Origin of the sequence: Streptomyces sp. NPDC051576 (assembly GCF_040681835.1) — a bacterium.
In the GTDB taxonomy this organism is placed as follows: Bacteria; Actinomycetota; Actinomycetes; order Streptomycetales; family Streptomycetaceae; genus Streptomyces.
The window spans coordinates 94,121-116,638 of sequence record NZ_JBFAZO010000014.1 but is presented as its reverse complement, the minus strand read 5'-3'; the positions used below and the strand labels follow the sequence as shown (position 1 = coordinate 116,638).

Sequence of the window (22,518 nt, the reverse complement as noted above, 5' to 3'; positions counted from 1 at the left end):
GCCCCCGGGCCGCCCCTCACCCGTCAGCCGCCGTGCACGTCGTTCGTGGCGGCGATGCTCTTCCACGACTTCGGCCGGACCGGAGCCGTCGACGCCTTCGCGACGGACGCGGCCCGGGCCGCCGGAGCGGCCGGCTTCGACGGCTGGAACAGCCAGGTGTCGAAGAGCGCGGACAACGGCTTCCCCGATACCTGCTCCGCGAACGTACGGAAGTCCGCGACGGACGCGTTGCCGTACGCGTGCTCCTTCGGCCAGCCCTTCAGAATGGCGAAGAACGCGTCGTCGCCGACCTCGTTGCGCAGCGCCTGGATGGCCAGCGCGCCCCGGTCGTAGACCGGAAGCTCGAACTGGTTCTCCGGACCCGGGTCACCGGGCGCGATCGTCCAGAAGGCGTCGTCGGCCGGGTGCGAGGCGTAGACGTAGTCGGCGAGTTGCTGCGCGGTGCCCTCACCCTCGTGCTCGGACCACAGCCACTGCGCGTAGCGCGCGAAGCCCTCGTTGATCCAGATGTCCTTCCAGCCCTTCAGTGACACGTCGTCGCCGTACCACTGATGGGCCAACTCGTGCACGACGACAGAGGTGTTGGCGCCGTTCGCGAACTGCTTCTGGCTGTAGTAGACGCGGGTCTGGGTCTCCAGCGCGTACCCGGTGGTCGTGTTGGGCACGTACCCGCCCGCGTTGCTGAACGGATACGGCCCGAAGTAGCCGCTCAGCCAGTCGACGATCTCCCCGGTCCGCTCCACGCTCGCCCGCGCGGCCCCGTCGTTGTCGCCGAGATCCTTGCTGTAGGCGTTGACGACCGGGACACCGCCGTCCGAGGTGCTGGTGGTGATGTCGAACTTCCCGAGGGCGAGCGTGGCCAGATAGGTGGCCTGCGGCTTGTTCTGGCGCCAGTTGTAGCGGGTCCAGCCGAGCTGTGAACTCGTCGACTGGAGTGTGCCGTTGGAGATGGCCTGCGTGCCGTTCGGCACGGCGACCGACACGTCGTAGGTCGCCTTGTCGCTCGGGTGGTCGTTGCTCGGGAACCACCACCACGCCGACTCGGGCTCGTCCGCCGCGACCGCGCCGTCCGGTGTGCGGTGCCAGGTGGTGAAGCCGTACGCGCTCTTCGTGGAAGGCACCCCGCTGTAGCGGACCACGACGGTGATCGGCGTGCCCTTGGGCAGCGGGGTCTTCGGGGTGATCTCCAGCTCGTGCTGGCCGGAGGTCGCGAAGGTCGCCTCGGCGCCGTTGACCCTGATGTCACTGACGTCCAGCAGGAAGTCCAGATTGAACCGCGACAGATCCTGCGTCGTCCTGGCGAGGATGGTCGCGGTGCCCGTCAACTCGTCGGTGGTGGGCTGGTACTGGAGCCTGAGGTCGTAGTGCGAGACGTCGTATCCGCCGTTGCCGTAGGCCGGGTAGTAGGGGTCGCCGATGCCCGGAGCGCCGGGGGAGTAGCTTGCCGCCGACGCCGGGATCGCCAGCATGAGGGAGGCCGCCGCGAGTGCGCCCGGCGCGATCAGTCTGCGGTGCACGAGAACTCCAAGTCGTAGAGGCGCGAAGTCTGTACGCAGGCTATTCAGTCCCTGTGGCCCTTCGCCTGTCCGCGGCCCCTCCTGTCACACGATCGCCATTCGGCCGACATGACTCCGAGTGCCTCTTCCAGCACGGGAGTTGACCGATGTACCGTCCGCGCATGCCGAAACGCACGCGCTTCACGATCTGGAGATCGCTCGCGACGGCGGCCATCGCCGCCCTCCTGGCCGCCTTCCTCACCCCGGCAGCGGCCCAGAGCGCCCCGCAGGAAAGCCAACCCGTCTACTCCTACGCGAACGCCATCCGCGAGGCGGTGTGGGTGGACACCGGACTCGACGGAGACGGCGACGGTAAGACCGACCGGGTCGCCGTCGACATCGTCCGCCCGAGCGAACCCGCCCAGCAGGGCCACAAAGTGCCCGTCATCATGGACGCCAGCCCCTACTACTCCTGCTGCGGACGCGGCAACGAGGGGCAGATCAAGACGTACGACACCGACGGCAACGTTGTCCAGATGCCGCTGTTCTACGACAACTACTTCGTGCCCCGCGGCTACGCGTTCGTCGGCGTCGACCTCGCCGGCACCAACCGCTCCGACGGCTGCGTGGACGTCGGCGGCCGTTCCGACATCCAGTCCGCGAAGGCCGTCGTCGACTGGCTGAACGGCCGGGCCAAGGCCTACACAAGCCGCACCGGAACCGCCCGCGCCACGGCGAGCTGGACCAACGGCAGGACCGGGATGATCGGCAAGAGCTGGGACGGCACCATCGCCAACGGCGTCGCCGCCACCGGCGTCAAGGGCCTGAAGACGATCGTCCCGATCAGCTCCATCTCCTCCTGGTACGACTACTACTTCGCCCAGGGCGCCCCGCTCTACGACTCCGGCCCCGACTGGCTGTCCGACGCCGTCGAGAGCCCCGACGCGCAGGCCCACTGCGCCGCCGTACAGCAGAAGCTCGTCGACGGCGCCCCGCGTACCGGCGACTGGACCTCGCTGTGGACCGAGCGCGACTACGTGAAGGACGCGAGCAAGGTCAAGGCGAGCGTGTTCCTCGTGCACGGGCTGCAGGACCTCAACGTCCGCACCAAGAACTTCGGCCAGTGGTGGGACGCCCTCGCCAAGAACGGCGTCGAGCGCAAGATCTGGCTCTCCCAGACCGGCCACGTCGACCCCTTCGACTACCGCCGCGGCGCCTGGGTCGACACCCTGCACCGCTGGTTCGACCACGAACTCCTCGGCTACGACAACGGAATCGACCGCGAGCCGATGGCCGACGTCGAACGCCACCCGGACCAGTGGGTCACGTCGAAGGTCTGGCCGCCGAGCGGCACCGCGACCACCACGCTCCATCCGGCGCAGGGCACCCAGGCGGGCGTGGGTACGCTCGGCCTCCGCACGGGCGCGGGCACCGAGACGTTCACCGACAACCCCCAGGAGAGCGAGACCGACTGGGCCGCCGCGATCGACAAGCCGACCGCGGACAAGGCCGGTTTCGTCACCGGGCCGCTCAAGAAGGACGTACACCTGGCGGGTTCCTCGAAGGTGACGATCACCGCGACGCCCACGACCTCCACGGCCCATCTGTCCGCTGTCGTCGTGGACCTGGGCCCCGATACCATCCGCGACTACGCCGACGCGGCCGAGGGCATCACCACGCTCACCGACCGCACCTGCTGGGGCGAGAGCACGGCGGGCGACAGCGCCTGCTTCCTGGCAACCCAGGCCAAGACCAAGGCAGTTGACTACAACATCGTCAGCCGCGGCTGGGCCGACCTCGGCAACTACGCCTCGGCCGGCAAGGGCGTACCCCTCACTCCGGGCAAGGCCTACACCATCACCCTCGACCTGGCCGCGACCGACCACGTCGTCCCGGCCGGCCACCGCCTCGCGCTGATCGTCGCGGGCACGGACAAGGACCTCATCGACCCCCCGTCCACCACCCCGACCCTCACCCTCGACCTCTCCCGCACCTCGGCCCAACTCCCGCTGGTCGGCGGCGAGTCGGCCTTCGCGAAGGCCACTGCGGGCGCCAGGTCCACGACACCCACGTCCACGACCCTGGACGGCGTCCGGGCCCCGCGTTCCGCACAGCGGGTACCTGGCAACTGATCACCCGGCTCCGAGTGGGGCGGCGGTACTGCCGAGTGCCGCCGTCCCGTGTGCCTCAGCCCCACCCCGCCCCCACCAGCTCCGCCGCTTCCTCGGCGCAGCCCCACGCCACGGTGATCCCCGCCCCGCCATGGCCGTAGTTGTGCACCAACACCCGCCCGCCACGCAGTACTTGACGCTCCAGCCGTACCGCGGGCCGGCTCGGCCGTAGCCCTACCCGGTGTTCCAGGACCCGCGCCCCGGCGATCTCCGGGCGGATCGCCGCGCAGCGGGCGATGATCGCCTCGGCGGTCGCGGGGTCGGGGGTCATCGACCAGGCGTCCTCCTCGGCCGTGCCGCCCAGGATCAGGCCGCCCGGCTGCGGGAAGAAGTAGGTGGACGTGTCGGCGGAGTGGTCGACGGACGTCAGCCAGGTGGTGATGCCCGGGTTCTCCACGACGACCAACTGACCGCGCACCGGCCGCACCGAGCGGTCGGGCACGAGGTCCAGGGAGTCCAGCCCGGTGCAGTTGACCACGACGGCCGCCGGTACCTCCGAGAGGTCCGTCACCGACTGCTCCTCGACGGTCCCGCCCGCCCGCAGGAACCGCTCCCGCAGCCACGGCAGATGGGTCGACATGTCGATCAGCGGCAACCGTGCCCACAGCCCGCGGCCCGCGTACTCCTCGGCCCGCGCCGACCGCAGCCCCGGCACCCGGGCCGCCCACGGCCCCAGCTCGTCCAGCCGGGTCTCGCCCTGTACGCCCTCGACCATGCGTACGCCGGTCTCCTCGGGCCGCGTCGCCAACTCCTCGTAGACGACCAGCGATTGGAGCGCCCACTCACCGACGAGCGCCTCCGGCTCGATCCGGTACGGCCACCACAGCGCGCCCGCGACCGCCGAGGTCGTCAGCTCGACGGGCTCCCGCGTCCACACCCGGACCCGGATCCCGCGCTCCGCCAGCACGACGGCCGTCGTCAACCCGATGACGCCCCCGCCGACCACGATCACATCGCCCCGCACACCGCTCTCCATGCGCGGACCGTAGCGGAATATGTCATGCAGTGCTCACATCCCCATCACTGTGGGGATACTCACAACATGTCTGCCGAATACGCGGCCTTCGGCCTGGCACCGGCGATGCGCGCCGGTGAAGTCCTCGCGGACGGCGGCTACCAGGTGCACCGCGACTTCGTCGACTTCATCGTCGACGGCCGCCCGCTGCTGTTCCAGCTCACCGACCTGGACGCCGTCTCCCCGCTCGCCTCCGACGTCCCGCCCGCGATCTTCACCGCCCAGGTCCGCAGCCTGCTCCTGGAGACGGACGCACCGCTGGAGGGCGGACGCTACGTCATCTACGGCTGCCCCGAGTGCGAGGACCTGGCCTGCGGCGCAGTCACCGCCGTCATCCAGCGGGACGGCGCCGACTACATCTGGCGGGACTTCGCCTGGCAGACCGAGGAACACGCCGACCTGGAGCGCAACGGCTACCACGGCATAGGGCCCTTCCGCTTCGCCGGAGCCGAGTACCGTGCGGCCCTCGACTCCCTGATCGACGGCACCGAGCCCCCGGCCGCCCGACGCCGCGTCCTGTTGATCGGCGCCCGCGTCGCCGTCCTCGCCAAGCTCGCCGCGGCCCTCCGGGCCATCGGCATCGGCGCCGACATCACCGGCGACGCGACCCACGTCCCCGCCGACGAACTCCGCGGCTACGGTGCCGTCGCCTTCGGCCGGGCCGTCACCCCGGACCAACGCGCCGCCGTACGCGCCGCGTTCGACCGCGCCGGGGTGGACGTGGCCCATGTCGACGGCCTCGCCCCGATCGTTCCCCTCCTCGTCGCCCAGATCGAACACGCCCTGGACCGCCGTCCCGCCGAGCAGCACCGCCTGACCCGGCTGGTCGCGGCCGACGGCGAGGCGGGCATCGAGGTCAGCTCGCCGTGCCGGGTGCGCCTCACCGCGTACCGACTCGACCGTCTCTACCGCAGCCACACCCAGGACGTCTTTGACGGCGTCCTGGAACCAGGCCACCACCGCATCCCCCTGGACGCGAAAGCGGTGAAGGGCGAGTCCTTCGTCGTGGCCCGGACCACGGGGAGCGTGCTGGTGGAGGCGATGGCGCGCGGAGAAACCGAGGCGCGGGGCACGAAAGCGAGCCATTAGGATCGGCGGTCTGATGACTGCCACCCTCGTCGCCAAGAATCTCGCCGCCGGACACGGCGACCGCGCCCTCTTCACCGGGCTCGACCTCGTCGTCGCCCCCGGCGATGTGATCGGTCTTGTCGGTGCCAACGGCGCGGGCAAGTCCACCCTGCTCAGGATGCTCGCCGGGCTGCTCGCACCGGAGGAGGGCGAGTTGCGCCTTTCCCCGCCGGCCGCCACCGTAGGCCACCTCCCGCAGGAGCCGGAACGACGCCCCGGCGAGAGCGTGCGCGAGTTCCTGGCCCGCCGCACCGGCGTCGCCGAGGCACAACGCACGATGGACGAGGCCACCCAGGCACTGGTGGACGGTGCACCCGGCGCCGACGACGCCTACTCGGCGAGCCTGGAGCGCTGGCTCGACCTCGGCGGCGCCGACCTGGACGAGCGGGCCGAGGAGGTGACGGACTCGCTGGGTCTCGCCGTGGACCTCGACCAGCCGATGACGTCCCTGTCCGGCGGCCAGGCCGCCCGCGCGGGCCTCGCCTCCCTCCTCCTCTCCCGCTACGACGTCTTCCTCCTCGACGAGCCCACCAACGACCTGGACCTCGACGGCCTGGAGCGCCTCGAACGCTTCGTCTCCGGCCTCCGCGCCGGCACGGTAGTCGTCAGCCACGACCGCGAGTTCCTCACCCGGACGGTCACCAAGGTCCTCGAACTCGACCTGGCCCAGGGGCAGATCAACCTCTACGGCGGCGGTTACGAGGCCTATCTGGAGGAGCGGGACGTGGCGCGCCGGCACGCCCGCGACGAGTTCGAGGAGTACGCCGACAAACGGTCGGCCCTCCAGGACCGTGCCCAGATGCAGCGCGGCTGGATGGACAAGGGTGTCAAGAACGCCCGCCGCAAGGCGAACAACGACAACGACAAGATCGGCCGCAAGTTCCGCAGCGAGGCCAGCGAGAAGCAGGCCGCGAAGGCCCGGCAGACCCAGCGCATGATCGAACGCCTCGACGTCGTAGAGGAGCCCCGCAAGGAGTGGGAGCTGCGCATGGAGATCGCGTCAGCGCCCCGCTCCGGCGCGGTCGTCGCGACCCTCCGGGACGCCGAGGTCCGGCGCGGCGACTTCACCTTCGGCCCGGTGTCCCTGCAGATCGACTGGGCGGACCGGGTCGCGGTCACCGGCGCGAACGGCGCGGGCAAGTCGACCCTCCTCGGCGCGTTGCTGGGCCGTATCCCGTTGGACGCCGGACACGCGGCGCTCGGCTCCGGCGTCCTGGTGGGCGAGGTCGACCAGGCCCGCCTCCTGTTCCACGGCACGGAGTCCCTGCTCGAAGCGTTCTGCGCGGCCGTCCCGGACACCGAACCCGCCGAAGTCCGCACGCTGCTGGCCAAGTTCGGCCTGAAGGCGCACCACGTGATGCGCCCGGCCGGGACCCTCTCACCGGGTGAGCGCACCCGCTCGGCGCTGGCGCTGCTCCAGGGCCGGGGGGTGAACCTCCTGGTTCTGGACGAGCCGACGAACCACCTCGACCTGCCCGCCATCGAACAACTCGAGTCGGCCCTCGACGCCTACGAGGGCACGCTCCTCCTCGTCACCCACGACCGCCGCATGCTGGACGCGGTTCAGGTGACCCGCCGCCTGGAGGTGGCGGACGGCAAGGTGACCGAACAGCGTTAGAGCGTGCGCTCGGCCTCCCTGGCGGCACGCTCCACCCGGTCCCGGTGTCCCGCCCACCACGCCGCGTCGCCGGGGGCCATGTTGGTGCCCCCGGCCCGCTGGCCCACGCTCCCGTCGACGAGTTCCCGCACGATGTCGGCGTGCCCGGCATGCCGGGACGTCTCGTAGGTCATGTGCACGAGCGTGCGGTGCAGGGTCAGTTCGGTCACCCGCTCGCCCGGTATACGGCCGATCGCGTCCAGGGGCAGCGCCTCGATGGTCGCGTCCGAGTGGGCGCACACCCGCCGGTAGTCCCCGACGATCCGCTCTCGCGTCTCGTCGGGGGTCGCCCACAGATCGGCGTTCGGCTCGGCGTCGCCCGCGATCCACAACGCCGGCCCGTCCACCGGCCGCCCGAACACCGTGCCGAAGTAGAACGCCTCGGCACCGGCCAGATGCTTCACCAACCCCAGCAGGTTGGTGCCGGTCGGGGTCATCGGGCGCCGGATGTCGTACTCCGACAGCCCTTCGAGCTTCCACAGCAAGGTGTCACGGGCGTCCTGCAGAAAGACGCGGAGGTCGGCTTTGAAGTCCGGTGCGATCATCGCCCTAGTCTGTCGGCGAGATGATCGACGTCCACCGATTTTCATCGTGCCGCGAGCCGTGCCCCGTAAGGGGCGCGGGGAACTGCGCGCCCAGCCACAACGAACCCGCAGCTCCCCACGCCCTTTTACTGACGCCCCTTCTTTGGATCAAGCAACCCGGCCTTGCGCAGAGCATCGGCCATCGCACTGTTCGCCGGCGGAGCCGCCTGCCGCGATCCGCCGCCCTGGCCGCCACCCCCCTGCCGCTGCTGCTGACGTTGCTGAGGCGGACGCCCACCACCCCGCTGCCGGCGCTCGCCCCCCTGCTCTCGCCGCTCCCCGCCGGAGGCCTGAGCCTCGTCATCCAGCCGCAGCGTCAGCGAGATCCGCTTGCGCGGGATGTCGACGTCGAGGACCTTCACCTTGACGATGTCACCCGGCTTCACCACATCACGCGGGTCCTTGACGAACGTCTTCGACAGGGCGGAGACATGCGCGAGACCGTCCTGGTGGACACCGACGTCGATGAACGCCCCGAACGCGGCGACGTTGGTGACGACACCCTCCAGGACCATCCCGGGCGCCAGGTCGGAGATCTTCTCGACGCCGTCCTTGAACGTGGCCGTCTTGAACGCGGGCCGCGGGTCACGCCCCGGCTTCTCCAACTCCTTCAGGATGTCGGTCACGGTCGGCAGACCGAACGTCTCGTCCACGAACTCGGTCGGCTTCAGCGAGCGCAGCACCGACGTGTTGCCGATCAGCGAGGCAACCTCGCTGCCCGCTGTCTTCACCATCCGCCGCACCACGGGATACGCCTCGGGGTGCACGCTGGACGCGTCGAGCGGGTCGTCGCCGCCCCGGATGCGCAGGAAGCCGGCGCACTGCTCGTAGGCCTTCGGGCCGAGCCGTGCCACGTTCTTGAGCTGTGTACGCGACTTGAACGGGCCGTTGGCGTCACGGTGCGACACGATGTTCTCCGCGAGACCGGAGGTGATGCCGGAGACGCGTGAAAGCAGCGGCGCGGAGGCCGTGTTGACGTCCACGCCCACGCCGTTCACACAGTCCTCGACCACCGCGTCCAGCGAACGCGACAGCTTCACCTCGGACAGGTCGTGCTGGTACTGGCCGACACCGATCGACTTGGGGTCGATCTTCACCAACTCGGCCAGGGGGTCCTGGAGTCGGCGCGCGATGGAGACGGCGCCGCGCAACGACACGTCCATGTCGGGCAGTTCCTGCGAGGCGAACGCCGAGGCCGAGTACACGGACGCGCCGGCCTCGGACACCATCACTTTGGTGAGCTTCAACTCCGGGTGCTTGGTGATGAGTTCACCGGCGAGCTTGTCGGTCTCGCGGGACGCCGTGCCGTTGCCGATCGCGATCAGCTCGACCGAGTGCTGCGCGGCCAACCGGGCCAGCTTGGCGAGAGCCTCGTCCCACTTGTTGGCCGGGACGTGCGGGTAGATCACGTCCGTGGCCACGACCTTGCCGGTCGCGTCGACGACGGCCACCTTCACCCCCGTACGGAAACCGGGGTCCAGGCCGAGTGTCGAGCGCGTGCCGGCCGGTGCGGCGAGCAGCAGGTCCCGCAGGTTCGAGGCGAATACGTTGACCGCCTCGTCCTCGGCGGCCGTACGCAGCCGCAGCCGCAGGTCGATGCCGAGGTGCACGAGAATGCGGGTGCGCCAGGCCCAACGGACCGTGTCCTGAAGCCACTTGTCGCCGGGGCGGCCCCGGTCGTGGATCTGGAAGCGATGGGCGACCATCCCCTCGTACGAGGACGGGCCGGGCTGCTCGGACGGCTCCTCGGGCTCCAGGACGAGATCGAGGACGTCCTCCTTCTCGCCTCGCAGCATCGCCAGGATGCGGTGCGAGGGCAGCGCGGTGAACGGCTCCGCGAAGTCGAAGTAGTCGGCGAACTTGGCGCCCGCCTCCTCCTTGCCGTCCCGCACCTTCGCGGCGAGGCGCCCGCGCGCCCACATCCGCTCGCGCAGTTCGCCGATCAGGTCGGCGTCCTCCGAGAACCGCTCCGTGAGGATCGCCCGGGCCCCGTCGAGGGCGGCCTGCGGATCGGCGACACCCTTGTCGGCGTCGACGAACGCGGCGGCCGCGGCCAGCGGTTCCACGGACGGGTCGCCCAACAGCCCCTCCGCGAGCGGCTCAAGACCCGCCTCGCGCGCGATCTGCGCCTTGGTGCGCCGCTTGGGCTTGTACGGCAGGTAGATGTCCTCAAGGCGCGCCTTGGTCTCGGCGGCACGGATCTGCGCCTCCAGCTCCTCGGTGAGCTTCCCCTGCTCGCGCACCGATTCGAGGATCGCGGTCCGCCGCTCTTCCAGCTCCCGCAGATACCGCAGTCGCTCCTCCAACGTGCGCAACTGCGCGTCGTCGAGCATCTCGGTCGCTTCCTTGCGGTAGCGGGCGATGAAGGGCACCGTCGAACCGCCGTCGAGCAGCTCGACGGCGGCCTTCACCTGCCGCTCCCGTACGCCGAGCTCCTCGGCGATCCTGCCTTCGATGGACCCTACGAGGGGTGTCGTCACGCCCGTACCGCCTTCTCCACTGAGGTTGCGCGGCAATTGTGGCAGGTCACACTGACAACCGGGGATCAGGGCGCTGTCCTGCGGGTCCGGCGCCCCTACCGCTTCCCGAGCAGATCCGCCGGAAACGCCCCGGCCGCGAGCGCCCGCCGCGCGAACCCGGTCGCCAGTTCGGTCAGTCGTACGACCCCTTCGGCGCCCAGGTGTTCGTACGGCGCCCGGTCCAGCCGGTCGGTCTCCGCCTCGATGTCCGCGCGCAGCGCGACACCCGCCTCCGTCAACTCGCCGTCCCCGTCGAGCAGTCCGCGCTCGCGCAGTCGTCCCGAGGCGGCGTCCCAGTCCTCCTGGTTCCACCCGCGCGTGCCGAACACCCACTTCGGGGTCATGCCCTTGCCGGTCGCGGTGTGGGTGACCACGGCCTCCAGACCGTCGAGTCCGGCGGACATCAGTACGGCGAGGTGACCGTCGCCCCGGTGTTCGCGCAGCAGTGTGGCCGCATGGAAGTACGCCAGATGCGGCTCCTCGGGGACGGCCAGATCCGCGTGGGCGGCGTACAGGGGCCGGGCGGAGCGGCCGCACGCCTCGGCGGCCCGCAGGGCCAGCCGCGCCGCCTCCGCCATCTCCCGCGACTCCACCACGTCGTCGCCCAGCAGCCGGCGCAGGGTCGCGTCGACGGCACGCGCGCGTGCGTGCAGGACCTGCTCCGGGGAGGCGGTCTCCCACACGGCGGGCACATGCCGGGCCACGAGCTCGTACTTGTAGTTGTAGAAGGCCGCCGTCACCGTCCCCGGCCCGACCGCCCCCATCGCGGCCGTCCGCACCGCGAAGTTGACGGCCCGGGAGTCCTCGACTCCGAGAGCGGCCAGTTCCCTTCCCAGGTCGGGCGAGAAGTAGAGCGTGGCGTGCAGGGAGTTGAGCGCGTTGTGACAGCGGCGCCCGGCACGGGGATCGACGGCGGCAGTAGTCATGACGACCACGTTACCGACTGGTCGGTACGGGCTCCAGTGCCGGGCGCCGACGTTTCACCCCGACGCGGTCCAGGTGAACCGAGGCGGCCGGCGCTCCAGGAACGCTGCGACGCCCTCCGCCCTGTCGCCGCTGCCGCGCGCCTGCTCCGCCCAGTGACCGTCCCGGTCCGTGCGCCCGTCCGCGAACTCCTTCGCCGAGGCCTGTGTCAACTGCGAGCGGGCGGCCAGTACCCGGGTGAACTCCGTGACCCGCTTGGTGAGTTCCCCCTCGGGCAGCAGCTCGTCGAGGAACCCGGTGCGCAGCGCCCGCTCCCCGTCGATCAACTCACCCGAGAACAGGAGGTACTTGGCGGCCCCGGGGCCCACCAGTGACACCAACCGCCGGGTGGAGGACGCCGGATACACGATTCCGAGCTTCGCCGGAGTCACCCCGAACAGTGCCCCCTGCTCGGCGAACCGCAGATCGCAGGCCGCCGCCAACTGCGCGCCGCCGCCCACACAATGACCCCGGATCGCAGCCAGCGTCGGCTTCGGGAACGCCGCGAGCGCCTCCTCCGCGAGCACCGAGAGGCCCTGCGCCTCGCTCGCCGACTCCCGCAGCGTGGAGATGTCGGCCCCGGCGCAGAACGTCCCGCCCTCACCGGTCAGCACGAGTGCCCGTACGGCAGGATCCGCGGCCAGCGTGTCGAGCAGCGGTGGCAGCGCGCGCCACATCGCGGCCGTCATCGCGTTGCGCTTGCCGGGGTGGTGGACGACGACGGTGGCGACCGCGTCGGTGACGTCGTGCAGCAGACGGGGCTCCATGCGCCGGATGCTACGTACAACCCGAAGAGATCGCGAAGTCGGCACGATCGGGACAGGAGCGGTCCCACAGTCAACCAGGTTGCGCGGAAACGATCGGAAGACGCCGATAACCGCTGACTTCTGTTCAGCCGTCCGGAGTGGAGCGGGCCGATGCCAACACTCGTCGTGTGGTGACAATCGAGCGCAAGGGTGGCGACCGGACGATGGACGACCATGGGCGCGGGTCCGGCCCACGCCCAGAAGGCGGCGGGGATGATCCCCTGGCCCCCGCCCCGCCGGATCCGCTGCCGTACGAGGGGGTCTGGCGGTTCACCGCCGCCGCCGTCGACGCCTCGGTCCCGCAGGCGCGACACGCCGTACGGGACCTGCTGTACCGCCAGGGCGTGCCCCTCTCGGACGACCTGCTCCAGGGGCTGCTGCTGATCGTCTCCGAGCTGGTCACCAACGCGGTCAAGCACGCGGCGCTGCTGTCGCCGACCCTCGCCGTGGAGGTCGCCGTCGGTGCCGAGTGGCTGCGGGTGTCCGTCGAGGACAACCACCCCTACCGCCCGACCGCCCTGGTCGCCGACCACGACGAGACCGGCGGCCGGGGACTGCTGCTGGTGCGCGAGGTGACCCGGGAGGCGGGCGGCGTGTGCGACGTCGAGCACACGGCGAGCGGCGGCAAGGTGATCTGGGCCGCCCTGCCGCTCACCCTCGCGCAGGTGCCGTAGGACCGCCGCTCACCAGCCCGCGGAGGGACCCGTCAGCTCCCGGACCGCGGGACGGGCGGCGTCCAGCACGGTCATGAACCAGGACGAGAAGGTGTCCTTCGCGTGCCGCTCCGCCAGCTCGGCGGGGGTCACGAACGCGGTCGTGTCCACCTCCTCCGGGTCCGGCCGCAGCGGGGACTGCACCATCCCGACGAAGAGGTGGTTGTACTCCTGCTCCACCAGGCCGGAGTCCGGGTCCGGGTGGTTGTAGCGGACCGTGCCCGCCTCGGCGAGCAGCGACGGGGACACCCCCAGCTCCTCGTACGTCCGCCGGGCCGCCGCCGCGAAGGGCGCCTCGCCGGGGTAGGGGTGACCGCAGCAGGTGTTGGACCACACACCGGGGGAGTGGTACTTGCCGAGCGCCCGCTGCTGGAGCAGCAGCCGGCCCTGCTCGTCGAAGAGGAAGACGGAGAAGGCGCGGTGGAGCTGCCCCGGTGGCTGATGGGCGGCGAGCTTCTCCGCGGTGCCGATCGTCACGCCGTTCTCGTCGACCAGTTCGAGCAAGATCGCTTCAGCGGTGCCGTTCGACGAGCTGTGCGTCGCGGTGGCAGGTGTGATCGGCATACCCATCCTTCACATCGGTCTTCAAAGCCAAGTCTGCCGTACGAATCCGGCACTCCCGGCAGTTCATCGTGCCCGGCGCGGCGATGGCGGAACCGCCGGGGGGCCGGGCTGTGGGAGTGAGGACGCGGGCGCGCGCCGGAGGGCTGCGTTCCGTCGAATTCGGTCGATATCCGTCAGCGCCGAAGCTTCGGCAGGGACCCGCACGGCAGGCTCAGTGGCAGAGCTTCGCCTCGTGTTCCGCGTGTCCGCGGGGCTCCAGTTGGAAGGTGCAGTGCTCGACGTCGAAGTGGTCGCCGAGGCAGCCCTGGAGTTCGTGGAGCATCTTCTCGTTGCCGATGGCGTTCAGCACGTCCGAGCGGACGACTACGTGCGCGGAGAGCACCGGCATGCCCGAGGTGATCGTCCAGGCGTGCAGATCGTGGATGTCCTCGACCCCGTCGAGTGCCAGGATGTGCGAGCGCACTTCCTGCATGTCGACGTCCTTGGGGGCCGACTCCAGCAGTACGTCCAGGGTCTCGCGCAGCAGCTTCAGCGTGCGCGGCACGATCATCAGGCCGATGGCGAGCGAGGCGATCGGGTCGGCCGCCCGCCAGCCCGTGGTCAGGATCACGACGGCCGAGATGATCACCGCGAGGGAGCCCAGCGCGTCGGCGGCCACCTCCAGGAACGCGCCGCGCACGTTCAGGCTCTCCTTCTGCCCGCGCACCAGCAGCGTGAGGGAGATCATGTTCGCGAACAGGCCGATCAGACCGAACACGATGGTCAGCCCGCCGTGGGTGTCGGCCGGTGTGACGAACCGCTGGATCGCCTCGTACAGGACGTATCCGCCGACGACGAGCAGCAGCAGGCAGTTGGCGAGCGCGGCGAGGATCTCCGCGCGGGCGTAGCCGAAGGTGCGGTTGCCGGACGCCGGGCGGTTCGCGAAGTGGATGGCGAGCAGCGCCATGCCGAGACCCAGCGCGTCCGTCGCCATGTGGGCCGCGTCCGCGATGAGCGCGAGGGAGTCCGCGAGCAGCCCGCCGACGACCTCGACCACCATCACGGTGAGCGTGATCCCCAGCGCGACGCGCAGCCTGCCCCGGTACGCGGCCGCCGCCGTACCGGTGACGGGAGCGGTGTGCGTATGCCCGTGGTCGTGCCCTGCCCCCATGGGAGCCGCCCTCCTGATCGCTGTCCGGGACCCCAGTGAACTACGGGTGGGGGGTATCGGGCAACGCGGCACTGAACACCGTTGTCATGTGCCCTGACCTGCGCAAACAAATCGCAGGTCAGGGCAGCCTAAGTGCGCTCGGGGTGGTAGGCGGCCAGCCCCGCATCCCGCTCCGGGCCGTGCACCCCGGCTCCGCGGCGACCCGCTCCCCGGGCGTGCCTCCGCAATGTCCGGTGATGCCCGCTCTGGCCGGTGCGGTTTGTCGGGCGGGGCCCGAATCCCTGATGATGATCTCGGCGGAGGCGCTGCCAGACCCTGTTGATCAGCCCATGAACGGCCGGTGAACACGGGCTTGAGAGCATCCGATAGCCTCTGCCGACATGCCGCCCGGGTGCCACCCGCAGGGCGCCACCACCATGCACATGACCGGCGCCCACGCGTCGGCACCAGGGAGTGAGTTCGGTTGCCGACCGCCATCCTCACCGGTCAGCCGGTCCCCGGATCGTCGATCGAGGGCGATCTGCGGTCGCTCGGCTTCGACGTCCGGACCGCCGCCGACGCCACCGAGGCGGAGACGCTGCTTGCGGCCGTCCCCGGCGACCGGCGGGTCGCCGTCGTCGACGCCCGCTTCGTGGGCCATCTGCACGCGCTGCGCCTCGGCCTCACCGACCCCCGCTTCCCGCTCGCCGCGGTACCGGGCGCCGTCACCGCCCAGCCGGCCGGCCGCCAGGCGCTGACCCGCGCGGTCGCCCGCGAGAACTCGGCGAGCGGCGGTACGACCCTCCTCGACAGCCTCGCCGACCGCATCGTCACCGCTCTCGACGCCGACGGCTCCGAAGTGCACCGCCCCGAACTGGGCAGCCTCGTCGCCACCGTCCCCGCCGACCCGCAGGCCCGCAACGAGGCACGCCAGGCCGTCGCCGCCGTCGACGACGAGGCCGTACGTCTGAGGTCGGCCGTGAAGTCCCGCGACGGCTTCTTCACCACCCACTTCATCAGCCCGTACTCGCGCTACCTCGCCCGCTGGTGCGCCCGCCGCGGCCTCACCCCGAACCAGGTCACCACCGCCTCGCTGCTCACCGCGATCATCGCGGCGGGCTGCGCGGCCACCGGCACCCGCGCCGGGTTCGTCGCGGCCGGCGTCCTGCTGATCGCGTCCTTCGTCCTGGACTGCACCGACGGCCAGCTCGCCCGCTACTCCCTCCAATACTCGACGCTCGGCGCCTGGCTCGACGCCACCTTCGACCGCGCCAAGGAGTACGCCTACTACGCGGGCCTCGCGCTCGGCGCGGCCAAGGGCGGCGACGACGTATGGGCGCTCGCGCTCGGCGCGATGATCCTGCAGACCTGCCGGCACGTCGTCGACTTCTCCTTCAACGAGGCCAACCACGACGCCACCGCCAACACCAGTCCCACCGCCGCCCTCTCCGACAAGCTCGACAGCGTCGGCTGGACGGTCTGGGTGCGCCGGATGATAGTGCTGCCCATCGGCGAACGATGGGCGATGATCGCCGTCCTCACCGCGGTGGCGACCCCCCGGATCACCTTCTACGTCCTCCTCGTCGGCTGCGCCTTCGCGGCGACGTACACGACGGCGGGCCGGGTGCTGCGCTCGCTGACCCGGAAGGCGAGGCGGACGGACCGGGCCGCACAGGCGCTGGCGGACCTGGCGGACAGCGGGCCGCTCGCCCGGCCGCTGGCCCGCGTCCTGCCCGGCACGTCCAGGATCCCGGCGTTCTTCTGGGCCCTCGCGGGCACCGCCGTGCTGCTCCTCGCCGCCTGGTTCGAGGGACCCGGCTGGCCGCTCGTCCTGTGTGCCGCGGTCTATGTGCTGCTGTCCTCCGAAGCCGTCGCCCGTCCCCTCAAGGGCGCCCTCGACTGGCTGATCCCCCCGTTCTTCCGGGCGGCCGAATACTGCACGGTCCTCATCCTCGCGGCTGAAGCGGAGGTGAACGGAGCACTTCCCGCGGCTTTCGGCCTGGTGGCCGCCGTCGCCTACCATCACTACGACACGGTGTACCGCATCCGCGGCAACGCCGGGGCGCCCCCGGCCTGGCTGGTGCGCGCCACAGGGGGGCACGAGGGGCGGACGCTGCTCGTCACCGTTCTCGCCGCCGCGCTCACCGCGTCGCAGTTCACGGTCGCGCTCACGGTCCTGGCCGTGGCCGTGGCCCTGCTGGTGCTCGTCGAGAGCATCCGCTTCTGGGTGTCCGCAGGGGCGCCCGCCGTACACGATGAAGGAGAACCCGCATGATCGGCCTCGTGCTGGCGGCTGGCGCCGGACGGCGTCTGCGCCCCTACACCGACAGCCTTCCCAAGGCGCTGGTGCCGGTGGGGCCCGCGGGCATAGAGGGCGAACCGACGGTCCTGGACCTCACCCTCGGCAACTTCGCCGAGATCGGTCTGACCGAGGTCGCGATCATCGTCGGCTACCGCAAGGAAGCCGTGTACGAGCGCAAGGCGGCCCTGGAGCAGAAGTACGGCCTCAAGCTCACCCTCATCGACAACGACAAGGCCGAGGAGTGGAACAACGCCTACTCCCTGTGGTGCGGACGTGACGCCCTCAAGGACGGCGTGATCCTCGCCAACGGCGACACCGTCCACCCGGTCTCCGTCGAACACACCCTGCTCGCCGCCCGCGGCGACGGCAAGAAGATCATCCTTGCCCTCGACACCGTCAAGTCCCTGGCGGACGAGGAGATGAAGGTCGTCGTCGACCCCGCCCAGGGCATGACGAAGATCACCAAGCTGATGGACCCCGCCGAGGCCACGGGCGAGTACATCGGCGTCACCCTCATCGAGGGGGACGCCATGTCCGAACTGGCCGACGCGCTCAAGACGGTGTGGGAGACCGACCCGCAGCAGTTCTACGAGCACGGCTACCAGGAACTCGTGAACCGCGGCTTCCGGATCGACGTGGCCCCGATCGGCGACGTCAAGTGGGTCGAGATCGACAACCACGACGATCTGGCCAAGGGACGGGAGATCGCGTGCCTGTACTGACCCGGCTCATCCCCTCGCCGGTCGTCGTCGACATCCGCCCGGGCGCCCTCGACGACCTGGCCTGCGTCCTCGCCGACCAGCGCATCTCGCACTCCGGCCGGCTCGCCGTCGCGGTCAGCGGCGGCTCCGGTGCCCGGCTGCGCGCCCGCCTCGAACCGAGCCTGCCGGGCGCCACCTGGTACGAGGTCGGCGGCGGCACCCTCGACGACGCGATCCGGCTGGCCGGCGACATGAAGGCCGGTCACTACGACGCGGTCGTGGGCCTCGGCGGCGGCAAGATCATCGACTGCGCCAAGTTCGCCGCCGCGCGCATCGGCCTGCCGCTGGTCGCCGTACCGACGAACCTCGCGCACGACGGTCTGTGCTCGCCGGTCGCCACCCTCGACAACGACGCGGGCCGCGGCTCCTACGGCGTGCCGAACCCGATCGCCGTCGTCATCGACCTGGACGTTATCCGCGAGGCACCGGTCCGCTTCGTGCGGGCGGGCATCGGGGACGCGATCTCCAACATTTCCGCGATCGCGGACTGGGAGCTGGCGAACCGCGTCAAGGGCGAGCAGATCGACGGGCTGGCCGCCGCCATGGCCCGGCAGGCCGGCGAGGCGGTACTGCGGCACCCGGGCGGGGTCGGCGACAACGCCTTCCTCCAGGTGCTCGCCGAGGCGCTCGTCCTCAGCGGTATCGCCATGTCGGTGTCGGGTGACTCGCGCCCGTCCTCCGGCGCCTGCCACGAGATCAACCACGCCTTCGACCTGCTCTTCCCCAAACGCGCCGCCGCCCACGGCGAACAGTGCGGACTGGGCGCGGCCTTCGCGATGTACCTGCGCGGAGCCCATGAGGAATCGGCGTACATGGCCGAGGTACTGCGCCGGCACGGACTGCCGGTGCTGCCGGAGGAGATCGGCTTCACGGTGGACGAGTTCGTCCGCGCCGTGGAGTTCGCTCCGGAGACCCGGCCCGGCCGCTACACGATCCTCGAACACCTCGACCTGAAAACCGACCAGATCAAGGACATCTACGCCGACTATGTCAAGGCCATCGGTAGCTGAACTCCGTCCTGTCGTCCACCCCGCAGGGGTGAAGGACCGGCGCAGCGGTGAGCACTGGATGGGACGCCTCTACATGCGTGAGGTGTCCCTGCGGGTGGACCGCTACCTGGTGAACACCAGGGTCTCGCCCAACCAGCTCACGTACCTGATGACCGTCTTCGGCGTGCTCGCCGCCCCGGCGCTGCTGGTGCCGGGGATCACGGGCGCCGTGCTCGGCGTGGTGTGCGTCCAGATGTATCTGCTGCTGGACTGCGTCGACGGCGAGATCGCCCGCTGGCGCAAGCAGTACTCGCTCGCCGGGGTCTATCTGGACCGCGTCGGCGCCTACCTCACCGACGCCGCCGTGCTCGTCGGCTTCGGGCTGCGCGCCGCCGACCTGTGGGGCAGCGGCCGTATCGACTGGCTGTGGGCCTTCCTCGGGACGCTGGCCGCGCTCGGCGCGATCCTGATCAAGGCCGAGACCGACCTGGTCGGGGTCGCCCGGCACCAGACCGGCAAGGAGCCGGTCAAGGAGGCCGCCGCCGAGATGCGCTCCTCCGGGATGGCGCTGGCCCGCCGGGCCGCCGCCGCCTTCAAGTTCCACCGGCTGATCCTCGGCATCGAGGCTTCCCTATTGATCCTGGTCCTGGCGATCGTGGACCAGGCCCGCGGCGACCTGTACTTCTCGCGGCTCGGCGTCGCCGTACTGGCCGGCATCGCGCTGCTCCAGACCCTGCTGCACCTGGTGTCGATCCTCGCGTCGAGCAGGCTGAAGTGAGCGGCATGAAGGTCGGCGCGGTGATCATCACCATGGGCAACCGGCCCGACGAACTCCGTGCCCTGCTCGACTCGGTCGCCAAGCAGGACGGCGACCGGGTCGAGGCGGTCGTGGTCGGCAACGGCTCGCCCGTACCGGACGTCCCCGAGGGCGTACGGACCCTGGAACTGCCCGAGAACCTCGGCATCCCCGGCGGCCGCAACGTCGGCCTGGAGGCCTTCGGACCCGCCGGTCGCGATGTCGACATAGTGATGTTCCTCGACGACGACGGCCTCCTCGCCCAGCACGACACCGCCGAGCTGTGCCGGCAGGCCTTCGCCGCCGACCCCGAACTCGGCATCATCAGCTTCCGCATCGCCGACCCGGAGACCGGCCTCACCCAGCGCCGCCACGTACCGCGGCTGCGCGCCTCCGACCCGATGCGCTCCTCCCGGGTCACCACCTTCCTCGGCGGCGCCAACGCCGTACGCACCAAGGTCTTCGCCGAGGTCGGCGGACTCCCGGACGAGTTCTTCTACGCCCATGAGGAGACCGACCTCGCCTGGCGTGCCCTCGACGCGGGCTGGATGATCGACTACCGGTCCGACATGGTGCTGTACCACCCGACGACCGCCCCCTCCCGGCACGCGGTCTACCACCGGATGGTCGCCCGCAACCGGGTCTGGCTGGCCCGCCGCAACCTCCCCGCGCCCCTCGTCCCCGTCTACCTCGGGGTGTGGCTGCTGCTCACCCTCCTGCGCCGCCCCTCGCGCCCGGCGCTCCAGGCCTGGTTCGGCGGCTTCAGGGAGGGCTGGACCACTCCGTGCGGACCGCGCCGGCCCATCAGGTGGCGTACCGTGTGGCGGCTGACCCGGCTGGGTCGTCCCCCCGTGATCTGACAGGTCCGACAGGTGCGGGGTCGCGCGTCGGGCGCGCGACCGCCCCCTGGAAACCTGTCCGGCGGCGGAGACGTGTCGCGTCCTGTAGCACAATTCCGTAAGACGAACGCAAGACGATCGTAAGACGCATCCTCAGATGAAGGCTTCCACTCTTGAGTGAGACAACGCATGACGGCGGAATCGCGGTGAGCCCGCGCCCGTCGCCCGACGCAGGCCTCACGGCGGGGCAGCTCGCCGCCAAGTACGGGCTGACCGTGAGCGGTGCCCGCCCCGGACTCGCCGAGTACGTCCGGCAGCTCTGGGGACGCCGGCACTTCGTCCTCGCCTTCTCCCAGGCGAAGCTGACGGCCCAGTACAGCCAGGCGAAGCTCGGCCAGCTCTGGCAGGTGGCCACACCGCTGCTGAACGCGGCCGTGTACTTCTTCATCTTCGGCGTCATCCTGAAGGCCAGCCGGGGCATGTCGCGGGACGTGTACATCCCGTTCCTGGTCACGGGCGTCTTCGTGTTCACCTTCACGCAGAGCTCGGTCATGGCGGGCGTGCGCGCGATCTCCGGCAACCTCGGCCTGGTGCGCGCGCTGCACTTCCCGCGCGCATCGCTGCCGATCTCGTTCGCGCTGCAACAGCTCCAGCAGCTGCTGTTCTCGATGACCGTGCTGTTCCTCATCGTCATCGGCTTCGGCAGCTACCCGAGCCTGTCCTGGCTGCTGATCCTCCCGGTCCTGCTGCTGCAGTTCCTCTTCAACACCGGGCTCGCGCTGATCGTGGCGCGGATGGGCGCCAAGACGCCGGACCTGGCCCAGCTGATGCCGTTCATCCTGCGCACCTGGATGTACACGTCGGGCGTCATGTTCTCCATCAGCGCGATGATGGAGGGCCGCTCCGAGGCGGTCGTCCGCGTGCTTCAGGTGAACCCGGCCGCCATCTACATGGACCTGATGCGCTTCGCGCTCATCGACGGCTACGGCGCATCGAACCTGCCGCCGCACGTGTGGGCCATCGCCGTCTTCTGGGCAGTGGTCCTGTTCGTCGGCGGCTTCGTGTACTTCTGGCAGGCGGAGGAGAGGTACGGCCGTGGCTGAGCAGAACCCTGGACAGACCCCCGAGGACCAGATCCCCACCGTCGTGGCGGACGAGCTGCACATCGTCTACCGGGTGCACGGCGCCAAGACCGGCAAGGGCAGCGCCACCTCCGCCCTCAGCCGCATAGTCAAGCGCGGCGAGGAGCGCGGGGTGCGCAAGGTGCACGCCGTCAAGGGTGTCTCGTTCGTCGCCTACCGCGGCGAGGCCGTCGGTCTGATCGGCTCCAACGGCTCCGGCAAGTCGACCCTGCTGCGGGCCATCGCCGGTCTGCTCCCGGCCGAGAAGGGCAGGGTCTACACCAACGGCCAGCCCTCGCTGCTCGGGGTGAACGCGGCCCTGATGAACGACCTCACCGGCGAGCGGAACGTCATCCTGGGCGGGCTCGCCATGGGCATGAGCCGCGAGCAGGTCAGGGAGCGCTACCAGGAGATCGTCGACTTCTCCGGGATCAACGAGAAGGGCGACTTCATCACCCTCCCGATGCGCACCTACTCCTCCGGCATGGCGGCCCGGCTGCGCTTCTCCATCGCCGCCGCCAAGGACCACGACGTCCTGATGATCGACGAGGCGCTGGCCACCGGCGACCGCAAGTTCCAGGTCCGCTCCGAGGAGCGCATCCGCGAACTGCGCAAGTCCGCGGGCACGGTGTTTCTGGTCAGCCACAACAACAAGTCGATCCGCGACACCTGCGACCGGGTGCTGTGGCTGGAACGCGGCGAGCTGCGGATGGACGGCCCCACCGACGAGGTACTCAAGGAGTACGAGAAGTTCACGGGCAAGTAGTCCACTCCCACACGGGTACAAAAGCCCAGAATGCTTCTCAGGGCCCCGCCGGAACTGCTCCGGCGGGGCCCCGCGTCTGCAAAGGAAACGTCAACTCGGCCCGGCCCAAGGAATCTTGACGCCAATCGGTGTGTTGTTGTGATGTGCAGGACACCCCGAGGAAGCTCGCTGCGTTGTACAACGTAAGCTGTACCGGTGC

19 protein-coding genes are annotated in these 22,518 nt (G+C 70.4%); 11 read left to right on the top strand and 8 right to left on the bottom strand.

The window, feature by feature from the left end:
- Positions 1-23 precede the first annotated feature (23 nt).
- Positions 24-1,517 carry a M1 family metallopeptidase gene (locus AB0M63_RS37695; protein WP_366022523.1) on the bottom strand — a complete coding sequence of 498 codons (1,494 nt, stop codon included), beginning with the start codon at positions 1,515-1,517 and terminating at the stop codon, positions 24-26.
- Positions 1,518-1,678: 161 nt separating this feature from the next.
- On the opposite strand from AB0M63_RS37695, the gene AB0M63_RS37690 reads away from it, so the two are divergent.
- Positions 1,679-3,628, top strand: a complete 1,950-nt coding sequence (locus AB0M63_RS37690; RefSeq protein ID WP_366022522.1) for a Xaa-Pro dipeptidyl-peptidase — start codon at positions 1,679-1,681, stop codon at positions 3,626-3,628.
- A gap of 55 nt (positions 3,629-3,683) precedes the next feature.
- On the opposite strand, the gene AB0M63_RS37685 is transcribed toward AB0M63_RS37690, so the two are convergent.
- Complete coding sequence (locus AB0M63_RS37685) at positions 3,684-4,643, bottom strand: FAD-dependent oxidoreductase (RefSeq protein ID WP_366022521.1); 960 nt, start codon at positions 4,641-4,643, stop codon at positions 3,684-3,686.
- Between the two features lie 66 nt (positions 4,644-4,709).
- Here AB0M63_RS37685 and AB0M63_RS37680 point away from each other — a divergent pair, with 66 nt between their 5' ends.
- Together AB0M63_RS37680 and AB0M63_RS37675 are read left to right on the top strand one after the other, a co-directional pair.
- Positions 4,710-5,771, top strand: a complete 1,062-nt coding sequence (locus AB0M63_RS37680) for an oxidoreductase (RefSeq protein ID WP_355919592.1) — start codon at positions 4,710-4,712, stop codon at positions 5,769-5,771.
- A gap of 13 nt (positions 5,772-5,784) precedes the next feature.
- Positions 5,785-7,428 carry an ABC-F family ATP-binding cassette domain-containing protein gene (locus AB0M63_RS37675; protein WP_366022520.1) on the top strand — a complete coding sequence of 548 codons (1,644 nt, stop codon included), beginning with the start codon at positions 5,785-5,787 and terminating at the stop codon, positions 7,426-7,428.
- Here the strand turns inward: AB0M63_RS37675 and AB0M63_RS37670 are convergent.
- The 4 genes from AB0M63_RS37670 to AB0M63_RS37655 all read right to left on the bottom strand — a co-directional run bounded on the left by AB0M63_RS37670 (position 7,425) and on the right by AB0M63_RS37655 (position 12,300).
- Positions 7,425-8,012, bottom strand: coding sequence for a DinB family protein (locus AB0M63_RS37670; RefSeq protein ID WP_366022519.1), 588 nt, complete (start codon positions 8,010-8,012; stop codon positions 7,425-7,427). The two genes, AB0M63_RS37675 and AB0M63_RS37670, sit on opposite strands and share 4 nt — an antisense overlap.
- Positions 8,013-8,137: 125 nt before the next feature.
- A complete protein-coding gene (locus tag AB0M63_RS37665) occupies positions 8,138-10,531 on the bottom strand; it encodes a Tex family protein (RefSeq protein WP_366022518.1) in 2,394 nt (797 codons plus the stop codon).
- A gap of 95 nt (positions 10,532-10,626) precedes the next feature.
- Entirely contained in the window at positions 10,627-11,496 is an 870-nt protein-coding gene (locus tag AB0M63_RS37660) for a hypothetical protein (protein ID WP_355919581.1), read from the bottom strand.
- A gap of 54 nt (positions 11,497-11,550) precedes the next feature.
- Positions 11,551-12,300, bottom strand: coding sequence for an enoyl-CoA hydratase-related protein (locus tag AB0M63_RS37655; RefSeq protein WP_366022517.1), 750 nt, complete (start codon positions 12,298-12,300; stop codon positions 11,551-11,553).
- Positions 12,301-12,503: 203 nt separating this feature from the next.
- Between AB0M63_RS37655 and AB0M63_RS37650 the strand changes: the two genes are divergently transcribed.
- Positions 12,504-13,013 carry an ATP-binding protein gene (locus AB0M63_RS37650; protein ID WP_355919773.1) on the top strand — a complete coding sequence of 170 codons (510 nt, stop codon included), beginning with the start codon at positions 12,504-12,506 and terminating at the stop codon, positions 13,011-13,013.
- A 9-nt stretch (positions 13,014-13,022) separates the two neighbouring features.
- Here the strand turns inward: AB0M63_RS37650 and idi are convergent, their stop codons facing one another.
- On the bottom strand, positions 13,023-13,616 hold the full coding sequence (gene idi / locus AB0M63_RS37645) for an isopentenyl-diphosphate Delta-isomerase (RefSeq protein WP_355919575.1): 594 nt from the start codon (positions 13,614-13,616) through the stop codon (positions 13,023-13,025).
- 211 nt (positions 13,617-13,827) lie between these two features.
- A complete protein-coding gene (locus tag AB0M63_RS37640) occupies positions 13,828-14,766 on the bottom strand; it encodes a cation diffusion facilitator family transporter (RefSeq protein WP_366022516.1) in 939 nt (312 codons plus the stop codon).
- A 463-nt stretch (positions 14,767-15,229) separates the two neighbouring features.
- Here AB0M63_RS37640 and AB0M63_RS37635 point away from each other — a divergent pair, with 463 nt between their 5' ends.
- The 7 genes from AB0M63_RS37635 (at position 15,230) to AB0M63_RS37605 (ending at position 22,319) form a co-directional block, all read left to right on the top strand.
- Positions 15,230-17,020 carry a DUF5941 domain-containing protein gene (locus tag AB0M63_RS37635; protein ID WP_366022515.1) on the top strand — a complete coding sequence of 597 codons (1,791 nt, stop codon included), beginning with the start codon at positions 15,230-15,232 and terminating at the stop codon, positions 17,018-17,020.
- Positions 17,017-17,769: a phosphocholine cytidylyltransferase family protein gene (locus AB0M63_RS37630; protein WP_355919566.1), complete on the top strand. Its 753-nt coding sequence runs from the start codon at positions 17,017-17,019 to the stop codon at positions 17,767-17,769. Before AB0M63_RS37635 ends, AB0M63_RS37630 begins: the two co-directional genes overlap by 4 nt.
- Positions 17,757-18,818 (top strand): iron-containing alcohol dehydrogenase family protein, encoded by a 1,062-nt coding sequence (locus AB0M63_RS37625; protein WP_366022514.1) that lies wholly within the window; start codon positions 17,757-17,759, stop codon positions 18,816-18,818. The genes AB0M63_RS37630 and AB0M63_RS37625 overlap by 13 nt, the downstream gene beginning before the upstream one ends.
- Complete coding sequence (locus tag AB0M63_RS37620; RefSeq protein WP_366022513.1) at positions 18,796-19,575, top strand: CDP-alcohol phosphatidyltransferase family protein; 780 nt, start codon at positions 18,796-18,798, stop codon at positions 19,573-19,575. The genes AB0M63_RS37625 and AB0M63_RS37620 overlap by 23 nt, the downstream gene beginning before the upstream one ends.
- Before the next feature lie 5 nt (positions 19,576-19,580).
- Complete coding sequence (locus AB0M63_RS37615; RefSeq protein ID WP_366022659.1) at positions 19,581-20,453, top strand: glycosyltransferase; 873 nt, start codon at positions 19,581-19,583, stop codon at positions 20,451-20,453.
- 152 nt (positions 20,454-20,605) lie between these two features.
- Entirely contained in the window at positions 20,606-21,535 is a 930-nt protein-coding gene (locus AB0M63_RS37610; protein WP_355919557.1) for an ABC transporter permease, read from the top strand.
- The gene (locus tag AB0M63_RS37605) at positions 21,528-22,319 is read left to right on the top strand and encodes an ABC transporter ATP-binding protein (protein WP_355919554.1); all 792 of its coding nucleotides are present in this window, start codon (positions 21,528-21,530) and stop codon (positions 22,317-22,319) included. Before AB0M63_RS37610 ends, AB0M63_RS37605 begins: the two co-directional genes overlap by 8 nt.
- Positions 22,320-22,518: the final 199 nt, after the last annotated feature.

Coding starts and splice junctions, on each gene's coding strand:
- AB0M63_RS37690 (WP_366022522.1), top strand. CDS start 1,679: ATGCCGAAACGCACGCGCTTCACGATCTGGAGATCGCTCGCGACGGCG.
- AB0M63_RS37685 (WP_366022521.1), bottom strand. CDS start 4,643: ATGGAGAGCGGTGTGCGGGGCGATGTGATCGTGGTCGGCGGGGGCGTC.
- AB0M63_RS37680 (WP_355919592.1), top strand. CDS start 4,710: ATGTCTGCCGAATACGCGGCCTTCGGCCTGGCACCGGCGATGCGCGCC.
- AB0M63_RS37675 (WP_366022520.1), top strand. CDS start 5,785: ATGACTGCCACCCTCGTCGCCAAGAATCTCGCCGCCGGACACGGCGAC.
- AB0M63_RS37670 (WP_366022519.1), bottom strand. CDS start 8,012: ATGATCGCACCGGACTTCAAAGCCGACCTCCGCGTCTTTCTGCAGGAC.
- AB0M63_RS37660 (WP_355919581.1), bottom strand. CDS start 11,496: ATGACTACTGCCGCCGTCGATCCCCGTGCCGGGCGCCGCTGTCACAAC.
- AB0M63_RS37655 (WP_366022517.1), bottom strand. CDS start 12,300: ATGGAGCCCCGTCTGCTGCACGACGTCACCGACGCGGTCGCCACCGTC.
- AB0M63_RS37650 (WP_355919773.1), top strand. CDS start 12,504: ATGGACGACCATGGGCGCGGGTCCGGCCCACGCCCAGAAGGCGGCGGG.
- idi (WP_355919575.1), bottom strand. CDS start 13,616: ATGCCGATCACACCTGCCACCGCGACGCACAGCTCGTCGAACGGCACC.
- AB0M63_RS37640 (WP_366022516.1), bottom strand. CDS start 14,766: ATGGGGGCAGGGCACGACCACGGGCATACGCACACCGCTCCCGTCACC.
- AB0M63_RS37630 (WP_355919566.1), top strand. CDS start 17,017: ATGATCGGCCTCGTGCTGGCGGCTGGCGCCGGACGGCGTCTGCGCCCC.
- AB0M63_RS37620 (WP_366022513.1), top strand. CDS start 18,796: ATGTCAAGGCCATCGGTAGCTGAACTCCGTCCTGTCGTCCACCCCGCA.
- AB0M63_RS37615 (WP_366022659.1), top strand. CDS start 19,581: ATGAAGGTCGGCGCGGTGATCATCACCATGGGCAACCGGCCCGACGAA.